At 69.3% G+C, this 16234-nt stretch carries 17 protein-coding genes; 1 reads left to right on the top strand and 16 read right to left on the bottom strand.

Annotation, left to right across the window (positions count from 1 at the left end):
* Positions 1–18: 18 nt before the first annotated feature.
* From AB4030_RS17640 to murA, 3 genes are all read right to left on the bottom strand, one after another.
* Positions 19–2037: a protein meaA gene (locus AB4030_RS17640; protein ID WP_442280558.1), complete on the bottom strand. Its 2019-nt coding sequence runs from the start codon at positions 2035–2037 to the stop codon at positions 19–21.
* Between the two features lie 103 nt (positions 2038–2140).
* Positions 2141–2509, bottom strand: a complete 369-nt coding sequence (locus tag AB4030_RS17635; protein ID WP_442280509.1) for an STAS domain-containing protein — start codon at positions 2507–2509, stop codon at positions 2141–2143.
* 194 nt (positions 2510–2703) lie between these two features.
* Complete coding sequence (gene murA, locus AB4030_RS17630) at positions 2704–3990, bottom strand: UDP-N-acetylglucosamine 1-carboxyvinyltransferase (RefSeq protein ID WP_442280508.1); 1287 nt, start codon at positions 3988–3990, stop codon at positions 2704–2706.
* 66 nt (positions 3991–4056) lie between these two features.
* On the opposite strand from murA, the gene AB4030_RS17625 reads away from it, so the two are divergent.
* Positions 4057–4701, top strand: coding sequence for a cob(I)yrinic acid a,c-diamide adenosyltransferase (locus AB4030_RS17625; RefSeq protein WP_442280507.1), 645 nt, complete (start codon positions 4057–4059; stop codon positions 4699–4701).
* Positions 4702–4781: 80 nt separating this feature from the next.
* On the opposite strand, the gene AB4030_RS17620 is transcribed toward AB4030_RS17625, so the two are convergent.
* The 13 genes from AB4030_RS17620 to AB4030_RS17560 form a co-directional block, all read right to left on the bottom strand.
* A complete protein-coding gene (locus AB4030_RS17620; protein WP_442280506.1) occupies positions 4782–5219 on the bottom strand; it encodes a DUF2550 family protein in 438 nt (145 codons plus the stop codon).
* 7 nt (positions 5220–5226) lie between these two features.
* Positions 5227–5502 carry a F0F1 ATP synthase subunit epsilon gene (locus AB4030_RS17615; RefSeq protein ID WP_344255666.1) on the bottom strand — a complete coding sequence of 92 codons (276 nt, stop codon included), beginning with the start codon at positions 5500–5502 and terminating at the stop codon, positions 5227–5229.
* A gap of 126 nt (positions 5503–5628) precedes the next feature.
* Positions 5629–7056, bottom strand: a complete 1428-nt coding sequence (locus AB4030_RS17610; RefSeq protein ID WP_442280505.1) for an NAD(P)/FAD-dependent oxidoreductase — start codon at positions 7054–7056, stop codon at positions 5629–5631.
* 128 nt (positions 7057–7184) lie between these two features.
* Positions 7185–8645: a F0F1 ATP synthase subunit beta gene (gene atpD / locus AB4030_RS17605; RefSeq protein ID WP_442280504.1), complete on the bottom strand. Its 1461-nt coding sequence runs from the start codon at positions 8643–8645 to the stop codon at positions 7185–7187.
* Between the two features lie 30 nt (positions 8646–8675).
* Positions 8676–9614, bottom strand: a complete 939-nt coding sequence (locus AB4030_RS17600; RefSeq protein WP_442280503.1) for a F0F1 ATP synthase subunit gamma — start codon at positions 9612–9614, stop codon at positions 8676–8678.
* Between the two features lie 149 nt (positions 9615–9763).
* A complete protein-coding gene (gene atpA, locus AB4030_RS17595; RefSeq protein ID WP_442280502.1) occupies positions 9764–11395 on the bottom strand; it encodes a F0F1 ATP synthase subunit alpha in 1632 nt (543 codons plus the stop codon).
* 73 nt (positions 11396–11468) lie between these two features.
* Positions 11469–12281: a F0F1 ATP synthase subunit delta gene (locus AB4030_RS17590; protein WP_442280501.1), complete on the bottom strand. Its 813-nt coding sequence runs from the start codon at positions 12279–12281 to the stop codon at positions 11469–11471.
* Entirely contained in the window at positions 12281–12859 is a 579-nt protein-coding gene (locus tag AB4030_RS17585; protein WP_442280500.1) for a F0F1 ATP synthase subunit B, read from the bottom strand. The genes AB4030_RS17590 and AB4030_RS17585 overlap by 1 nt, the downstream gene beginning before the upstream one ends.
* A 56-nt stretch (positions 12860–12915) precedes the next feature.
* Positions 12916–13125, bottom strand: a complete 210-nt coding sequence (gene atpE / locus AB4030_RS17580; protein WP_020142944.1) for an ATP synthase F0 subunit C — start codon at positions 13123–13125, stop codon at positions 12916–12918.
* Positions 13126–13252: 127 nt separating this feature from the next.
* Positions 13253–14035, bottom strand: coding sequence for a F0F1 ATP synthase subunit A (atpB, locus tag AB4030_RS17575; protein ID WP_442280499.1), 783 nt, complete (start codon positions 14033–14035; stop codon positions 13253–13255).
* Between the two features lie 151 nt (positions 14036–14186).
* Complete coding sequence (locus AB4030_RS17570; RefSeq protein WP_442280498.1) at positions 14187–14480, bottom strand: hypothetical protein; 294 nt, start codon at positions 14478–14480, stop codon at positions 14187–14189.
* Between the two features lie 14 nt (positions 14481–14494).
* Entirely contained in the window at positions 14495–14968 is a 474-nt protein-coding gene (locus tag AB4030_RS17565; RefSeq protein ID WP_442280497.1) for a hypothetical protein, read from the bottom strand.
* 143 nt (positions 14969–15111) lie between these two features.
* Entirely contained in the window at positions 15112–16209 is a 1098-nt protein-coding gene (locus tag AB4030_RS17560) for a glycosyltransferase family 4 protein (RefSeq protein WP_442280496.1), read from the bottom strand.
* Positions 16210–16234: the final 25 nt, after the last annotated feature.

Raw genomic sequence — 16234 nt, 5'->3', positions numbered from 1 at the left:
CTGCGACGCTACGCCTGCTCAGGCGGGCGCGGGCTCGAGCGGCGCGAGACCACGCGCGGTGCGGATCACACCGACCAGCTCGCCCATGATGTCGTTGAGGCCGAAGTCCTTGGGCGTGAAGACCATCGCGACCCCGGCCGCCCGCAGCGCCGTGGCGTCAGACTCGGGGATGATGCCGCCGACGATGACGGGGACGTCATCGGCGCCCGCCTCGCGCAGGCCGCGGAGCACCTCGGGCACGAGCTCCATGTGCGAGCCGCTGAGGATCGAGATCCCGACGAGGTGGACGTCCTCGGCCACCGCGGCCGCGACGATCTGCTCGGGCGTCAGACGGATGCCCTGGTAGACCACCTCGAAACCGGCGTCGCGGGCGCGCACGGCCACCTGCTCGGCGCCGTTGCTGTGGCCGTCGAGCCCGGGCTTGCCGACGAGGATGCGCAGCTTCTCCCCCAGCTCCTCCCCGGTGCGTGCGACGAGCTCACGGACGTGGGAGAGGGCGTCGCCCGGCTCGCTCGAACCGACGCCCACCGAGCCGGAGACGCCGGTGGGTGCGCGGTACTCGCCGAACTGCTCGCGCAGGGCCGCGGCCCACTCCCCCGTCGTGACGTCGGCGCGGGCGCACTCGAGCGAGGCCACCATGAGGTTGGCCTCGGAGGCGGCGTCGGCGCGCAGCCGCGTCATCGCGGCCGACGCCCGCGCCCGGCGCTCGGGGTCGGCGTCGCGCGTCTCACGCCACCGGCGTACGGCCTCGGACGCCTGCCGCTCCACGTCGGCGTCTACCGTCTGGATGGCCGTGTCGAGGTCGGCGGTCAGCGGGTTGGGCTCGGTCGTCTCGAACTTGTTGAGACCGACGACGACGGCCTCGCCCGCCTCGATCCGGCGACGACGCTCGGCGTGCGAGGCCACGAGCGCGGACTTCATGTAGCCGGACTCGACGGCGGCGACCGCACCGCCCATCTCCTCGACGCGCGCCATCTCGACCTTGGCACCCGCGACGAGCTCGGCGACCTTGCCCTCGACGACGACCGACCCCGAGAAGAGGTCGTCGTACTCGAGCAGGTCGGACTCGTAGGCGAGCACCTGCTGCATGCGCAGGCTCCACTGCTGGTCCCACGGCCTGGGCAGGCCGAGCGCCTCGTTCCAGGCGGGCAGCTGGATGGCCCGCGCCCGCGCGTCCTTCGAGAGCGTCACCCCGAGCATCTCGAGGACGATGCGCTGGACGTTGTTCTCGGGCTGGGCCTCGGTCAGGCCCAGGCTGTTGACCTGGACGCCGTAGCGGAAGCGCCGCGCCTTGGCCTCGGTCACGCCATAGCGCTCACGGGTCAGCTCGTCCCAGAGCTCGACGAAGGCGCGCATCTTGCACATCTCCTCGACGAACCGGACGCCGGCGTTGACGAAGAAGGAGATCCGGGCCACCACGCTCGGGAACTCCTCCGGTGGCACCTGCCCCGAGTCGCGCACAGCGTCGAGGACCGCGACCGCCGTGGACATGGCGTAGGCGATCTCCTGCACCGGCGTGGCCCCGGCCTCCTGCAGGTGGTAGCTGCAGATGTTGATCGGGTTCCACTTCGGGATCTCGCGCACCGTGTAGGCGACCATGTCGGTGATGAGGCGCAGGGAGGGAGCTGGCGGGAAGACGTACGTCCCGCGCGAGAGGTACTCCTTGATGATGTCGTTCTGCGTCGTCCCGGCCAGGGCGTGCACCCACTCGGCCGGGTCCTCCCCGGCGGCCTCGGCCTGGCGCTCTGCGGCGACCTGGTAGAGCGCCAGGAGCCACATGGCCGTCGCGTTGATCGTCATCGAGGTGTTCATCTCGCGCAGCGGGATGTCCGCGAAGAGTGCTGCCATGTCGCCGATGTGGCTGATCGGCACGCCGACCTTGCCCACCTCGCCCCGGGAGAGCACGTGGTCCGGGTCGTAGCCGGTCTGGGTCGGCAGGTCGAAGGCGACCGACAGGCCCGTCTGGCCCTTCGCGAGGTTGCGGCGGTAGAGCGCGTTGCTCGCAGCGGCGCTCGAGTGGCCGGCATACGTGCGCATGACCCAGGGACGGTCGGGCGTCACCCGGGCAGGCGGGGACTGTGTGCTCTCCGTCGAAGACATGGCTCGACGGTAGCGGCGGCGTCTCGCCGTGGGCAGGCGCTCAGGCGGTGAGAGGCGCCACAGTCTCGCCCGCCGACGCCGGGTGGCGCGGGGCGAGGATGCGCTCGAGACGGCACCCGCGCAGCAGGCGCGTCGTGCGGTCGCTCGCGTCGACGAGCAGCAGCCGACGCTCGGCTCTCGTGGCCCGCCGATGGAGGTGCACGATGACCCCGAGCCCCGTCGCGTCGCCGATCTCGGCGCCGCCGAGATGCAGACGCAGCTCGCCCGGACCCTGGTTGATGACGGCGTGGATCGCGTCGCGGATGTCTGGCACCGTGTGGACGTCGAGACGCCCCTCGATGATGACATCGTGGCCGTCAGGCGCGTCGAGCACTCGGACCGGACCCCTACGGTGGGTGTTCAGCGTCATCTGGACCCCTCTCAACGCTGTGCCGTCACCAATGATGACGCCTCAGCCGACGAAAACGTTGCTCTTCGGAGTCAAGAACTGGTCAAGAAAATACGTCCGGGAAACGAACATCGTGACGTCGACGCGCAGGCGTCCCACCACTCCCGACAAAGCGGACACGCCAGCCCCGCCGGCTCTCGGGATGCCGAGGCCGACTAGTGGAGGCGGAACTCGTCGTCGGGCTCGCGCACGACCTCGGCGCCAAGGGTGCGCAGCGCCTCCTCGAAGCGCGGGTAGCCGCGATCGATGTGGTGCACGCCGCTGACGAGGGTGTCGCCCTCGGCCACGAGGCCCGCGATCACGAGCGCCGCCCCGGAGCGGATGTCACTGCTCTCGACCGGAGCCCCGGACAGGATCGGCACGCCGTGCGTCATGACGTGGTGGCCGTCGACCTGGGTGTCGGCCCCGAGTCGCGCGAGCTCCTGGACGGTGCGGAAACGCGCCTCGAACAGGTTCTCCGTGATCATGGCCGACCCGTCGGCGACGGCGTTGTAGGACAGGGCGAAGGGCTGCAGGTCGGTCGGGAAGCCCGGGTAGGGCAGCGTCGCGACGTCGAAGGCCCGCGGCCGGCGCTCGAGCGCCGAGATCCGGAAGCCGCGCTCGGTGACCTCGACGTGGCAGCCCGCGCGCTCGAGCGCCCCCAGAGGTGCACGCAGGTGGTCGGCCACGCCGCCCACCACCTCGATGTCGCCGCGGGTCGTCGCCGCGGCGAAGGCCCAGGTGCCGGCCGCGATGCGGTCTGAGACGACGGCGTGCTCGGTCGGAGCGAGCGCCTCGACACCGTGGACGACGATGCGGGACGTGCCGGCTCCCTCGATGCACGCCCCCATCGACACGAGCATCTCGGCGATGTCGACGATCTCGGGCTCCTTGGCGACGTTGTCGATCCTCGTCGTGCCGCGCGCCAGCACGGCCGCGGTGAGGATGTTCTCGGTCGCACCCACGCTCGGGAAGTCGAGGCGGATGTCCGCGCCCTTCAGCCCCTGGGGCGCGGTGGCGACGAGGTAACCGTGGGTCACGTGCACCTCGGCGCCGAGGGCCTCGAGACCCGCCGCGTGCAGGTCGAGCCCGCGGGAGCCGATGGCATCCCCTCCCGGAACGGCGACATCGGCCTCCCCCATCCGCGCCAGGAGCGGCCCGAGCACCGAGATGGAGGCGCGAAGCGCACGCACGAGCTCGTAGTCCGCGCGGTGACCGACGCGTTCGGGCACGTCGAGCACCACGGTGCCGGCTGCGGCGTCGTAGTCGACGTCCACGCCGAGGCGCCGCAGGAGCTCCGCCATGATCGTCACGTCGGCGATGGCCGGCACGTTCGTCAAGGTGGTCCGTCCGACGGCCAGCAGGGCCACGGCCATCAGCTTGAGGGCACTGTTCTTGGCGCCCACCACGGCCACCTCGCCCACGAGGTTGGCGCCACCGACGACGCGGAATCGCTCTCTCACCCACTGAACCCTAGCGGGGTCCCGGGCGGCCGCTGGACTCCGCGGGGAGGGTGAGAGAGTGGGCCCATGGTCAACCTGACGAGGATCTACACGCGCACCGGCGACGACGGCACGACGAGCCTCGGCGACTTCTCACGGGTCAGCAAGAACGACGCCCGGCTGCACGCGTACGCCGACTCCAACGAGGCCAACGCCGCCATCGGCATCGCAGTGGCCTGCGGCGACCTGCCGGACGAGGTGACGGCCACCCTGCAGCGGGTGCAGAACGAGCTCTTCGACGTCGGGGCCGACCTGTCGACCCCGTTGCGCCACAGCTACGACTACCCCCCGCTCCGCGTCGAGCAGCCGTGGATCGACGACCTCGAGAAGGACTGCGACCACTACCTCGAGCAGGTCGAGAAGCTGCGCTCGTTCATCCTGCCCGGCGGCACGCCCGGCTCGGCCTACCTGCACCTCGCGACGACCATCGTGCGGCGGGCCGAGCGCTCCGCGTGGGCGGCCGTCGACCAGCACGGCACCGCACCGGCCGCCGAGGGCACCGATGCCCGCGGGGTCGGTGGTGTCAACGTGCTGACGGCGAAGTACCTCAACCGCCTGTCCGACCTGCTGTTCATCCTGGCCCGCATCGCGAACAAGCGCATCGGCGGCGACGTGCTGTGGCAGCCCGGCGGCGGCAGGGTCGAGAAGCCCGAGCGCGCCAAGCGACACTGACCCGGCGGAAGCGGCATACGGCACACGGCGGCCAGACTCTCGCGCCCGATCTGGAGACGTCGGGGCGCCCCTTCCAGGCGTCAGGCGACGTTGACGTTGTAGCCGGGAGGCGAGGCCTCCTGCCACGACCGCAGCGCGGTGTAGGCAGGACCCTGCAGCGCCAGCTCGAAGCCGCTGTCGCCGTCGCTGCACGGCACCCGACTCGCGCCCGGCAGCAATGGGATCGAGTCGCCGCCGCGCAGCAGCTCGGGGACGTCGAGCAGGAGGCGCTGGCGCAGCCAGCGGTGCTTCGGACGCACGGAGACGCCCCCGAGGGAGTACCACTCGAGGGCGTTGTCGCCGAACCTGATGAGCCCCAGGCGCCAGCGGTCGGACTGCGACCGGCGCATGCCGCACAAGGTGAGGGGCAGGCCCTTGGCGATGTAGCGACGACGGAGGAAGGTCGTCGCAAGGACGACCACCGCGACCACCACCAGCGTGCCGACCACGACCTCGGTGGAGACGAGAGCGGACGGCACGCGAAGCTCAGTTCGTTTGCAGTGACGAGGCGTCGACGTGCTCGGCCACGATCGTCACCACGTCGGAGTCGACCGAGAGGAACCCGCCGTCGACCGTCACGGTGCGACGCTCGCCCTCGAGCGACTCGATGGCGACCTCACCCTCGACGAGGACGCCGAGCAGCGGCGCGTGGCCGGGCAGGATGCCCAGCTCGCCCGAGATGGACCGAGCGCGTACGAACTTGGCCTCGCCCTCCCAGACCTTGCGGTCGGCGGCAACCATCTCAACCTTGAGCGAACTCACGTTTCCTCCGGATCATGGGGTGTGTACTGCAGTTTAGTGCCTCCGCGCCGGTGCTCCTGACGCGCGGGAGGCGTATGCCCTCGGCCAGCTCCCCAGGCAGGAGCCGGGGGTCGCTATCGGCTGCGGTCAGTCGATCGTGGACGCATCCGTGGGCTCGCTCGCGCCCGGCTGCTCCCGCTGCCGGTCCTTCGCGAGGCGCGGGAGCTCCGGGCTGAAGTCCGAGCCGAGGTCGGAGATCGCCTGTCTGGCGAACACCTGTTGCTCGGTGACCACACGCTCCGAGCGGCCTCGACCGATGAAGGTGACGACCCAGTGCAACAGCGTCGTGATGCGGTGCTTGAAGCCGATGATGTAGACGAGGTGGACGGCCAGCCAGAGGATCCAGGCGAAGAACCCGCTGAACTGCGCCTTGCCCACGGACGCCACGGCCGAGAACCGCGAGATCGTCGCCATCGAGCCCTTGTCGAAGTACGTGAACGGCCCTTGCGGCTCTCGCCCCTCGAGCCCGCGCACGATCTGCTCCGCGGCGTAGCGCCCACCCTGGATGGCGACCTGCGCGACGCCGGGCAGTCCCTTCAGGGCCATCATGTCGCCGACGACGTGGACCTCGGGGTGGCCCGGGAGGGTGAGGTCGTCCTGCACCTCGATGCGACCGGCCCGATCGAGCCGGGCGCCCGTCTGGTCGGCGAGCTGGCGACCGAGCGGCGAGGCGCTGACGCCTGCAGCCCACACCTTGCAGACGGACTCGATGCGCTCGCGCCCACCGTCACCGCGCTCCACCTCGATGCCGGTGGAGTCGACGTCGACGACCTTGGCGCCGAGGCGCACCTCGACCCCCATGTCGGTCAGCCGCTTGACGGCCCGGTCGCCGAGCTTCTCCCCGAACGAGCCGAGCACCGCCGGCGCGGCGTCGAGCAGGATGATGCGCGCCTTCGTGGGGTCGATGCGCCGGAAGTCTCGCTTGAGGGTGCGCCGGGCCAGCTCGGAGATCTGACCCGCCATCTCGACGCCGGTCGGGCCGGCGCCGACGACGACGAACGTCATGAGCCGGTCGATCTCGGCCTGGGTGGACGCGAGCTCGGCGAGCTCGAACGAACCGAAGATGCGGCCACGCAGCTCGAGGGCGTCGTCGATCGACTTCATGCCGGGGGCGTGCCGCGCGAACTCGTCGTGGCCGAACCAGGACTGGCCGGCGCCGGCGGCGACGATGAGCGAGTCGTAGGGCGTGACGGTCTCGCGCCCGACGGCGTTGTGCGTCACCGTGCGCGCCGCGAGGTCGATCTGCGTCACGTCGCCGAGCAGCACCTTGGCGTTGCGCTGACGGTGCAGCACCTCGCGCGTCGACGGGGCGATCTCGCCCTCGGAGAGGATGCCGGTCGCCACCTGGTAGAGCAACGGCTGGAAGAGGTGGTGGGTCGTGCGTGCGATCAGGGTCACGTCCACGTCGGCCCCCTTCAACTTCTGCGTGCTGAACAGTCCCCCGAAGCCCGATCCGATCACCACGACACGATGACGTGCCGAGGTCGGCTGGGTGGGCTGGATGGGCTGGTTCATGACGGCGGCTCCTCGCTGCTCGACGGTACTCGTCAACTCCTACAACACGACAGCGCCGGCATCCCTTTCGGGACACCGGCGCTGGCTCATGTCTGCTCGGTCACAGTGGCGGCAGAGCGGTGCGGACCTCAGAGGTTCTTCTGGATCTCCGCCCACTGGCGCTCGACGTCGTCGAGGCCACCGCACATGAAGAACGCCTGCTCGGCGACGTGGTCGTACTCGCCGTCAGCGATCTTCGTGAACGCCTCGATGGTGTCCTTCAGGGGCACGGTCGAGCCCTCGATGCCGGTGAACTGCTTGGCGACGTAGGTGTTCTGCGACAGGAAGCGCTGGATGCGACGGGCGCGGTTGACGAGGATCTTGTCCTCTTCGGAGAGCTCGTCGATACCGAGGATCGCGATGATGTCCTGCAGCTCCTTGTTGCGCTGGAGGATCGACCGGATCCGCACCGCGGTGCTGTAGTGATCCTGGGCGACGTACCGCGGGTCGAGGATTCGCGAGGTCGACGACAGTGGGTCGACGGCGGGGTAGATGCCCATCGACGCGATGTCACGCGAGAGCTCGGTCGTCGCGTCGAGGTGCGCGAACGTCGTGGCCGGGGCCGGGTCGGTGTAGTCGTCGGCCGGCACGTAGATCGCCTGCATCGAGGTGATCGAGTGACCGCGGGTCGACGTGATGCGCTCCTGGAGCGTGCCCATCTCGTCGGCCAGGGTGGGCTGGTAACCCACGGCGGACGGCATACGGCCGAGGAGGGTCGAGACCTCCGAGCCGGCCTGCGTGAAGCGGAAGATGTTGTCGATGAAGAGGAGCACGTCCTGCTTCTGGACGTCGCGGAAGTACTCCGCCATCGTCAGCGCCGACAGCGCGACACGCAGACGCGTGCCCGGCGGCTCGTCCATCTGGCCGAACACGAGGGCGGTCTGTCCGAGGACGCCGGCCTCCTCCATCTCGACCATGAGGTCGTTGCCCTCACGGGTGCGCTCACCGACGCCGGCGAACACCGACACACCACCGTGGTCACGGGCGACACGGGCGATCATCTCCTGGATGAGCACCGTCTTGCCGACACCGGCACCACCGAAGAGGCCGATCTTGCCACCCTGGACGTACGGGGTCATCAGGTCGATGACCTTGATACCCGTCTCGAACATCGTGGTCTTGGACTCGAGCTGGTCGAAGGCCGGAGCCTTGCGGTGGATGCCCCAGCGCTCCTTGACCTCGAGGGTCTCGCCCTCCTTGAGGTTCATGCACTCACCGGTGGTGTTGAACACCTTGCCGAGCGTCACGTCGCCCACGGGGACGGTGATCGGCCCACCGGTGTCCTGCACGGCCGAACCCCGCACGAGGCCGTCGGTCGGCTGGAGCGAGATGGCGCGCACCATGTTGTCGCCGATGTGCTGGGCGACCTCGAGGTTGAGGCGCTTGGTCTCCCCGGCGAGGGTCACCTCGGTCGTGAGCAGGTTGTACTGCTCGGGCATGGCCTCGACGGGGAACTCCACGTCGACGACCGGGCCGATGATCCGCGAGACGCGGCCGACGCCGCCCGCGGGCGGGGCCGTCCAGCCGGTGTCACTGACGGTTGCAGTCATGGTTGTTGACTTCCTTACCTTCTGGGCGGGTTACTTCTTGGCGTCGGCGAGGGCGTTCGCGCCGCCCACGATTTCGCTGATCTCTTGGGTGATGCCGGCCTGACGTGCCTGGTTCGCGAGGCGCTCGTACTTCTTGATGAGCTCGGTCGCGTTGTCGGTGGCTGACTTCATCGCCCGCTGGCGGGCGGCGAGCTCGGAGGCCGCCGAGCTGAGCAGCGCGGTGAAGATGCGGTTGCGGACGTACTTCGGCAGGAGCAGGTCGAGCACCTCGGAGGCGTTCGGCTCGAAGGAGTACTCGGGCGGGATCTGGCCCTCTTCGTAGTGGTGCACGCTGAGGTCGAGCCCCTCGTCGTCGCCGGCCTCGTCGGCCTCGACGACCTCGAGGGGAAGCAGGCGCAGCACGTGCGGGTCCTGTCGGACCATCGAGCGGAAGCGCGTGAAGACGACGTGGATCTCGTCGTTGCCACCCTCCTCGGTGTCCTTGAGGAAGTCGGCCGTGATGCGGTCGGCGATCTCCTTGGCGTTCTCGAACGTCGGTGCGTCGGAGAAGCCGGTCCACTCGGCGGCGTAGTCGCGCTTGCGGAACTTGTAGTAGCTCACGGCCTTGCGACCGACGAGGTAGGGCACGACCTCCTTGCCCTCGGCGGTCAGCTTGGAGATGAGCTCCGCGCTCTCCTTGATCGCCGCGACGGAGTAGGCACCGGCAAGTCCGCGGTCCGCCGTGATGATGACGACGCCGGCCCGCTTCGCGGTCTCCTTCGCCGTCGTCAACGGGTGGTCCTCGTTCGTGTTCGTCGCCACGGCGGACACGGCGCGCGTCAGTGCGGTCGTGTACGGCATCGCCTCGGTCGCCCGCTGGCGAGCCTTGACGACGCGTGCGGCGGCGATCAGCTCCATCGCGTTGGTGATCTTCTTGATGGAGTTGACGGACTTGATGCGCTGGCGGTAGATCCGCATCTGCGCTCCCATGTGCTCCGCCTCTCTTGGTCTGATGAAAGTCTGTGGTTACCTGCAGGGTCACGACATCGCGTATGCCGTGTGGGCAGCCACGCCCCCGAGCACCCTCCGAGCCACGCGGGCATTCGGGGGGCACTCGGGGGGCGCAGCCCCCCGAGCGTTTACTTCTGCTTGACGATCTTTGCCTGGGTGATCTGGTCGTCGGCGATCTCGTCGAACTCCTCGTTGCCGGCCTCGAGGCCGTCGCGACCGGTGCCGCGGAAGGTCGACTTGACGTCGTCGACGACCTTCGTCAGGGCCGTCTCGGTGTCCTCGTCGAGCTTGAGGGTCTCTCGGATCGTCTGGAGGATCGAGCCGTCGCGACGCAGCGTCTCGAGCAGCTCCTGCTCGAAGTTGCGGACGTCCTCGACGGCGATGTCGTCGAGCTTGCCGGTGGTGCCGGTCCAGATCGAGACGACCTGCTCCTCGACGGGGTACGGCGAGCTCTGCGGCTGCTTGAGCAGCTCGACGAGACGCGCACCACGGGCGAGCTGGGCTCGCGAGGCGGGGTCGAGGTCGGAGGCGAACATCGCGAACGCCTCCATGGCGCGGAACTGCGCGAGGTCGAGCTTGAGACGCCCGGCGACCGACTTCATCGCCTTGATCTGCGCCGCACCGCCGACTCGGGAGACCGAGACACCCACGTCGATGGCCGGACGCACGTTGGCGTTGAACAGGTCGGCCTGGAGGTAGATCTGGCCGTCCGTGATCGAGATGACGTTGGTCGGGATGTACGCCGAGACGTCGCCCGCCTTGGTCTCGATGATCGGCAGACCCGTCATGGAACCGTGGCCGAGGTCGTCGGAGAGCTTCGCGCAACGCTCGAGGAGCCGCGAGTGCAGGTAGAAGACGTCGCCCGGGTAGGCCTCGCGGCCCGGCGGACGGCGCAGCAGCAGCGACACGGCACGGTAGGCCTCGGCCTGCTTGCTCAGGTCGTCGAAGACGATGAGAACGTGCTTGCCCTGGTACATCCAGTGCTGGCCGATGGCCGAGCCGGTGTAGGGCGCGAGGTACTTGAAGCCGGCCGAGTCAGAGGCCGGCGAGGCGACGATCGTGGTGTACTCCAGCGCGCCGGCCTCGGCCAGGGTGCTGCGGACCGACGCGATGGTCGAGCCCTTCTGGCCGATGGCGACGTAGATGCAGCGGACCTGGGCGTCGGGGTCGCCGGACTCCCAGTTGCGCTTCTGGTTGATGATCGTGTCGATCGCGACCGTCGTCTTGCCGGTCTGTCGGTCGCCGATGATGAGCTGGCGCTGGCCGCGCCCGATCGGCGTCATGGCGTCGACGGACTTGATGCCGGTCTGCAGCGGCTCGTGCACCGACTTGCGCTGGACGACCGTGGGCGCCTGCAGCTCGAGGGCACGACGCTGCTCGGCCTTGATCTCGCCGAGACCGTCGATCGGGTTGCCGAGCGGGTCGACGACGCGACCGAGGAAGTCGTCGCCGACCGGGACCGAGAGGACCTCGCCCGTGCGCTTGACGACCTGGCCCTCCTCGATGCCGGCGAAGTCACCGAGGACGACGACGCCGATCTCGTGGACGTCGAGGTTCAGGGCGAGGCCGAGCGTGCCGTCCTCGAACTGGAGCAGCTCGTTGGTCATGGCCGAGGGAAGACCCTCGACGTGAGCGATGCCGTCACCGGCGTCGGTGACGCGGCCGACCTCTTCGCGGGAGGCCGTGCCGGGCTCGTAGGACTGGACGAACGAGTCCAGTGCGTCGCGGATCTCCTCCGGACGGATCGAAAGCTCCGTCATGTCAGATCTTCTCCTCGGTTTCGACCCGCATGACGGGCCGGTGGTTGTTCACAGCTGGTGGGTGGGCGGTGCCTCAGGCACCCATGGCGCGGCGCGCCGCGTCGAGCTTGCGGATGACGGTGCCGTCGATGACCTCGTCACCGATCTCGACCTTGACCCCGCCCATGACCCGGGGGTCCACGACGGTGTTGACGTGGACCGTGCCGCCGTAGACGGTGGCGAGGCCGGCGGCGAGCCGGCGGCGGTCCTCGTCGGAGAGCGGCACGGCCGAGGTGACGGTGGCCGTCTGCTGCTGGCGGCGGTGCGAGGCCGTGTCGAGGTAGCCCTCGACCGTCCGGTCGAACCGGCGACCCCGCGGGGCGCGCACGGCCTGGCGGACGAGCCCTAGGGTCTCCGGGGCGACCTTGTCGCGCAACAGCGACTCGACGAGCGCGGTGCGCCGGTCGTCGGAAGCCTGCGTGTCGGTCAGCGCAGAGCGCAGTCCGGCGTCGGCCGCGACGATCCGCTCGAAGCGGAAGAGCTCGTCCTCGACCTGGTCGGCACGCCCCTCGGCCTCGGCCTGGGCGATGACGGCCTCGACGGCATACGCCTCGATCGTGTCGGTGAGGTCACGCTCGGAGGTCCACCGCTGCGTGAAGACGCCCTTGAGGACGACGAGCGTCTCGGCGCTCACCTTGCCCGCGAAGAGCCGCTCGGCGAGCTGCGCCTTGTCCGCGCCCTCACGTGAGGTGTCGGCCGCAGCACGGCGCAGGGCCGTGCTGCCGTCGAGGAGTCCGACGACCGCGAAGAGCTCCTCGGCCAACCGTGAGCGGTCGGCACCGGCGGCGAGCGCGCCGGTGAACGCATCGCGGCTCGCGGCCGCTGCTGCGCGTGAGGATCCCTGCATCAGCGGTCCCCGACCTTCTCACGGACGACGTCGCCCGACTCGAGCTCGGCGAGGAAGCGCTCGACGATGCCCTTCTGACGGGTCTCGTCGTGAAGCGACTCGCCGACGATGCGGCTCGCGAGGTCGGTGGAGATGCGCCCCACGTCCGCGCGGAGCGACACGACCGCCTGCTGGCGCTCGGCGTCGATCTGCTTGTGCGCGGTCTCGGTGATGCGCGCGGCCTCGGAAGCCGCGTGCTCACGCATCTCGGCGATGATCTGCGCACCCTGGGCCTTGGCGTCCTCACGGATGCGGGCGGCCTCGGAGCGGGCCTCGACGAGCTGGGCCTGGTACTGCTCGAGCGCGGCCTGGGCCTGGGCCTGGGCCTCCTCCGCCTTGTTCATCCCGCCCTCGATGGCAGCGGTGCGCTCGGCATAGATCTGCTCGAGCCGCGGCACGACCGCCTTGGCCACGATGAAGTACAGGATCGCGAAGCACGCGAGGCCGAAGAAGAACTCCAGCGGGTGCGGGATGATCGGTGCCGCGGTGGCCCAGAAGCCGCCTTCGCCGCCCTCGGCGGTCACGGTCACTGCTTGCATGCGGGTCTCCTAGAGAGAATGACGAACGGTGCTTCGAGCTGCCCCGGGAGGGGGCGTCAGCCCTTGAAGACGAACGCGAGAGCGATACCGAAGATGGCGAGCGCCTCGGTGATGGCCATGCCCAGGAAGGCGATCGGCTGCAGCATGCCGCGGGCCTCGGGCTGACGGGCGACGCCGTTGATGTAGGCGGCGAAGATCAGACCGACACCGATACCGGGGCCGATGGCGGAGAGGCCGTAACCGAGGATGGCGATGTTGCCAGTCATGTGTAATCCATTCCTTCTTGTCTTGTCCGGCTGGCGGTTACCAGACGGGCGGGGGCGAAGCTGGTTGGTGGTGCTCGTGCGGGTGGTGCAGTAGTGCAGTCGTGGTGCGCGCCGGGCGCGCGGGGGCTCAGTGCTCGTCGGCGACGGCACCGGCGATGTAGAGCGCGGCGAGCAGCGTGAAGACGTAGGCCTGCAGGAACTCGACGAGGATCTCGAAGAGCGTCATCACGAAGGCGAAGATCCAGGTGACGCCACCGGCGATGACGAGGATGCCGCCGGAGGTCAGCATGTACCAGCCGCCGGTGATGAACAGCACCATGAGGATGTGGCCGGCGAACATGTTTCCGAAGAGTCGCAGCGCGAGCGTGACCGGACGCGTGAAGAGGTCGGTGATCAGCTCGAGGAAGAAGATCGGGACGATCATGCCCTTGGGCAGGCCCGAGGGGACGAGTGACTTCCAGTAGCCGATGAAGCCGTGCTTCTTCATGCCGACGACGTGGAAGACGATCCAGACGATCAGGGCCAGGGCGATCGGGAAGCCGATGCGGCTCATCGTCGGGTAGCTCATGGGCGGGATGACGCCGAAGAGGTTGTTGCCGAGGATCAGCACGAACATCGTGAAGAGCAGCGGCACGAACCGCATGAACTCGTGGCTGCCGATGAGGTCCTTGGCGACGCCGTTGCGGACCAGGCCGTAGACGGCCTCGGTTCCCATCTGCCCCCGGCTCGGGACGAGGGCCCGCTTGCGGGTCGTGATCAGCAGCCAGGCCGCGATGAGGATCAGCGAGAGGGCCATGAGCAGCATCGGGCGGGTGATCGCCCAAGGGCCGTCAGTGCCGAAGAGGGGCTGCCAGAACTCCCCCACGCCGGGGGCGGTGTAGTCCGTCGGGGCGGCGGCCACGATGCTCACGGGTTGCTCCTTGGTAGGTTCTGGGCGCTTGGGCTGACGACGGACGTCAGCGGTGGGGGTTCGGTGCTCGGGTGCGTGGATCCGCAGGTGCGCGGGTCAGCGGGTGGTGCGCCGGTGGGCGGCACGAGGGCTGTCAGGCTCGCGGGCTGGCTCAATGGGTACCGTATCGGAACCAGATGAGGTAGAGCGACAGGGCCATCCCACCGACGATCCCCGCCCCGACGAGCCACGACGTCCCCAGCAGGTGGTCCGCGATGGCCCCGAGTCCCCCGTAGATCAAGGGTCCGGTCAGCAGGTAGGCGACCGCTCGCCAGGCCGAGTCCTGCTCGCGGATGTTGAACGCGCGCAGCTCTTCCGCCTTGTCCACCTCCGAGGGCTCGCTCGGCTGGGCGGGCTCGGTCGCCCGAGTGGGCTCGTCCGGGTCGGGCGTCGAGGGCGTGGTCATGTCCACCTCCGGTCTCACGGCTCATCACGCGGCTCCCGGTCGGGCTTCGCGTCCAGCGAGGCGGCGCCGTCGGGGTCGTACGCGAAGATCCGCAGTCGCTTGTAGGCGCGCATCTCGAAGAAGAGCCACACGACGGCGCAGACGGTGACGGACACCCCGATCGCGTAGCCGGAGGCCCACGTGACGTCGCGCAGGGCGAACATGACGATGCCGAGCACCAGCACCTTGAAGGTGTAGGTGGCCATGACGATCATCATGGTCGTCGTCGGCGGCAGGTCGGCCGTGCGCTTCATGACGAGGAGCGTCAGGCTGAAGAAGAAGATGACGATGGCGGCGCCGAGCGCTGCGGACCACGCGGCCTTGGGGCTCGAGAACAGTCCGACGACGACGCAGACGAGACCGGCAGCGGCCGTCGGGAGCAGTGAGCCCCGGAGGAGCTGCGCGAAGGCATCCGACTGGGATGCGTCGCGTGCCGGTGTGGCGCTCAAGGAAACCTGCCTGGTGCGTCGAGAGGCGTGGTGCGGGCGGGGCGGGAGCAGGTCCGGATCTGGTTCGGATCGGCTCTGTTCACAAGGAGATCGGGCGCCTGCGACGGTCTTCTCAGACTCCCCTCAGGCGCTTGTGAATGCTATCACAAGCGTTCGGAAGGCCTCCACCGCGGCAGCCACACGGTGAGCACGACACCCATCGCGGCGGCCACCCCCACGACCGCGACGGGACGGGGTCCGTCCCAGATGACGAAGGACACCGAACCGAGGGCCACGATGGCGGCCCAGAGGTAGAGGATGAGCACGGCCCGGCGGTGGCCGTGGCCGATGCGCAGCATGCGGTGGTGCAGGTGCATCGCGTCGGGCTGCCACGGGCGCTGGCCCGCCCGGGTGCGGCGGACGACGGCGAGCACCATGTCGAGGAACGGCAGCAGCAGGACGGCCAGCGGCACGAGGATCGGCAGGAATGCTGCCGACACCGCGTTGTCGCTGATCTGTCCGGGATCGACGTTGCCCGTCAGGGTGATGGTCGCCGCCGACAGGAGAAGTCCCAGGGTCAGCGCCCCGGAGTCGCCCATGAAGAGCCGGGCGGGATGGAAGTTGTGCGGCAGGAACCCGGCGCAGCACCCGACGAGCGCGGCGCAGATGAACGTGGACGTCGAGAACACGTTGGCCGGCACGAAGGAGCGGGACACGAGGTAGCTGTAGATGAAGAAGGCGAACGCCGCTATGCCGACGACGCCGGCGGCGAGCCCGTCGAGGCCGTCGATGAAGTTGACGGCGTTCGTGGACGCGATGACGACGAGCACCGTGAAGAGCACCAGCACCGGGGTCGGCAGGATCGTCGTGCCGAAGATCGGCAGCGAGAGCAGCTGCACGCCGGTATAGGCCATCAGACCCGCGGCGAGCATCTGCCCGGCCAGCTTGGTCAGCCAGTCGAGCTCGCGGATGTCGTCGAAGGCACCGAGCAGGCAGACGATGCCGCCCGCAGCGATGACCCCGAGGATGCGCCGGTCGGAGAAGAGCGTGCCGAGGTAGGGCAGCGCCCGCGCCACGAGGGCAGCCGCGACGAACCCGATGTAGATCCCCACTCCCCCGAGCCGTGGGATCGGCGTCTTGTGGACGTCCCGCTCACGGACCGCCGTGAAAGCGCCCGTCGCGACGGCGAGGCTGCGCACGAAGGGTGTGGCGAGGTACGTGACCGCAGCGGCCACGATGAGGACGAGGACGTACTCGTGCACCTACCGACCTTCGCTCGGACGCCGA

Origin of the sequence: Terrabacter sp. 2YAF2, from assembly GCF_052114705.1 — a bacterium.
In the GTDB taxonomy this organism is placed as follows: domain Bacteria; phylum Actinomycetota; class Actinomycetes; order Actinomycetales; family Dermatophilaceae; genus Terrabacter.
The sequence above is the reverse complement of the archived record's forward strand: the minus strand, read 5'-3'. Positions and strand labels throughout refer to the sequence as shown.

Excerpts from the sequence above, each read along its gene's own strand:
- AB4030_RS17640 (WP_442280558.1), bottom strand. The coding sequence starts at position 2,037 with ATGCGCACGTATGCCGGCCACTCGAGCGCCGCTGCGAGCAACGCGCTC.
- AB4030_RS17635 (WP_442280509.1), bottom strand. The coding sequence starts at position 2,509 with ATGACGCTGAACACCCACCGTAGGGGTCCGGTCCGAGTGCTCGACGCG.
- AB4030_RS17625 (WP_442280507.1), top strand. The coding sequence starts at position 4,057 with ATGGTCAACCTGACGAGGATCTACACGCGCACCGGCGACGACGGCACG.
- AB4030_RS17610 (WP_442280505.1), bottom strand. The coding sequence starts at position 7,056 with ATGAACCAGCCCATCCAGCCCACCCAGCCGACCTCGGCACGTCATCGT.
- atpD (WP_442280504.1), bottom strand. The coding sequence starts at position 8,645 with ATGACTGCAACCGTCAGTGACACCGGCTGGACGGCCCCGCCCGCGGGC.
- AB4030_RS17600 (WP_442280503.1), bottom strand. The coding sequence starts at position 9,614 with ATGGGAGCGCAGATGCGGATCTACCGCCAGCGCATCAAGTCCGTCAAC.
- atpA (WP_442280502.1), bottom strand. The coding sequence starts at position 11,395 with ATGACGGAGCTTTCGATCCGTCCGGAGGAGATCCGCGACGCACTGGAC.
- AB4030_RS17590 (WP_442280501.1), bottom strand. The coding sequence starts at position 12,281 with ATGCAGGGATCCTCACGCGCAGCAGCGGCCGCGAGCCGCGATGCGTTC.
- AB4030_RS17585 (WP_442280500.1), bottom strand. The coding sequence starts at position 12,859 with ATGCAAGCAGTGACCGTGACCGCCGAGGGCGGCGAAGGCGGCTTCTGG.
- atpE (WP_020142944.1), bottom strand. The coding sequence starts at position 13,125 with ATGACTGGCAACATCGCCATCCTCGGTTACGGCCTCTCCGCCATCGGC.
- AB4030_RS17570 (WP_442280498.1), bottom strand. The coding sequence starts at position 14,480 with ATGACCACGCCCTCGACGCCCGACCCGGACGAGCCCACTCGGGCGACC.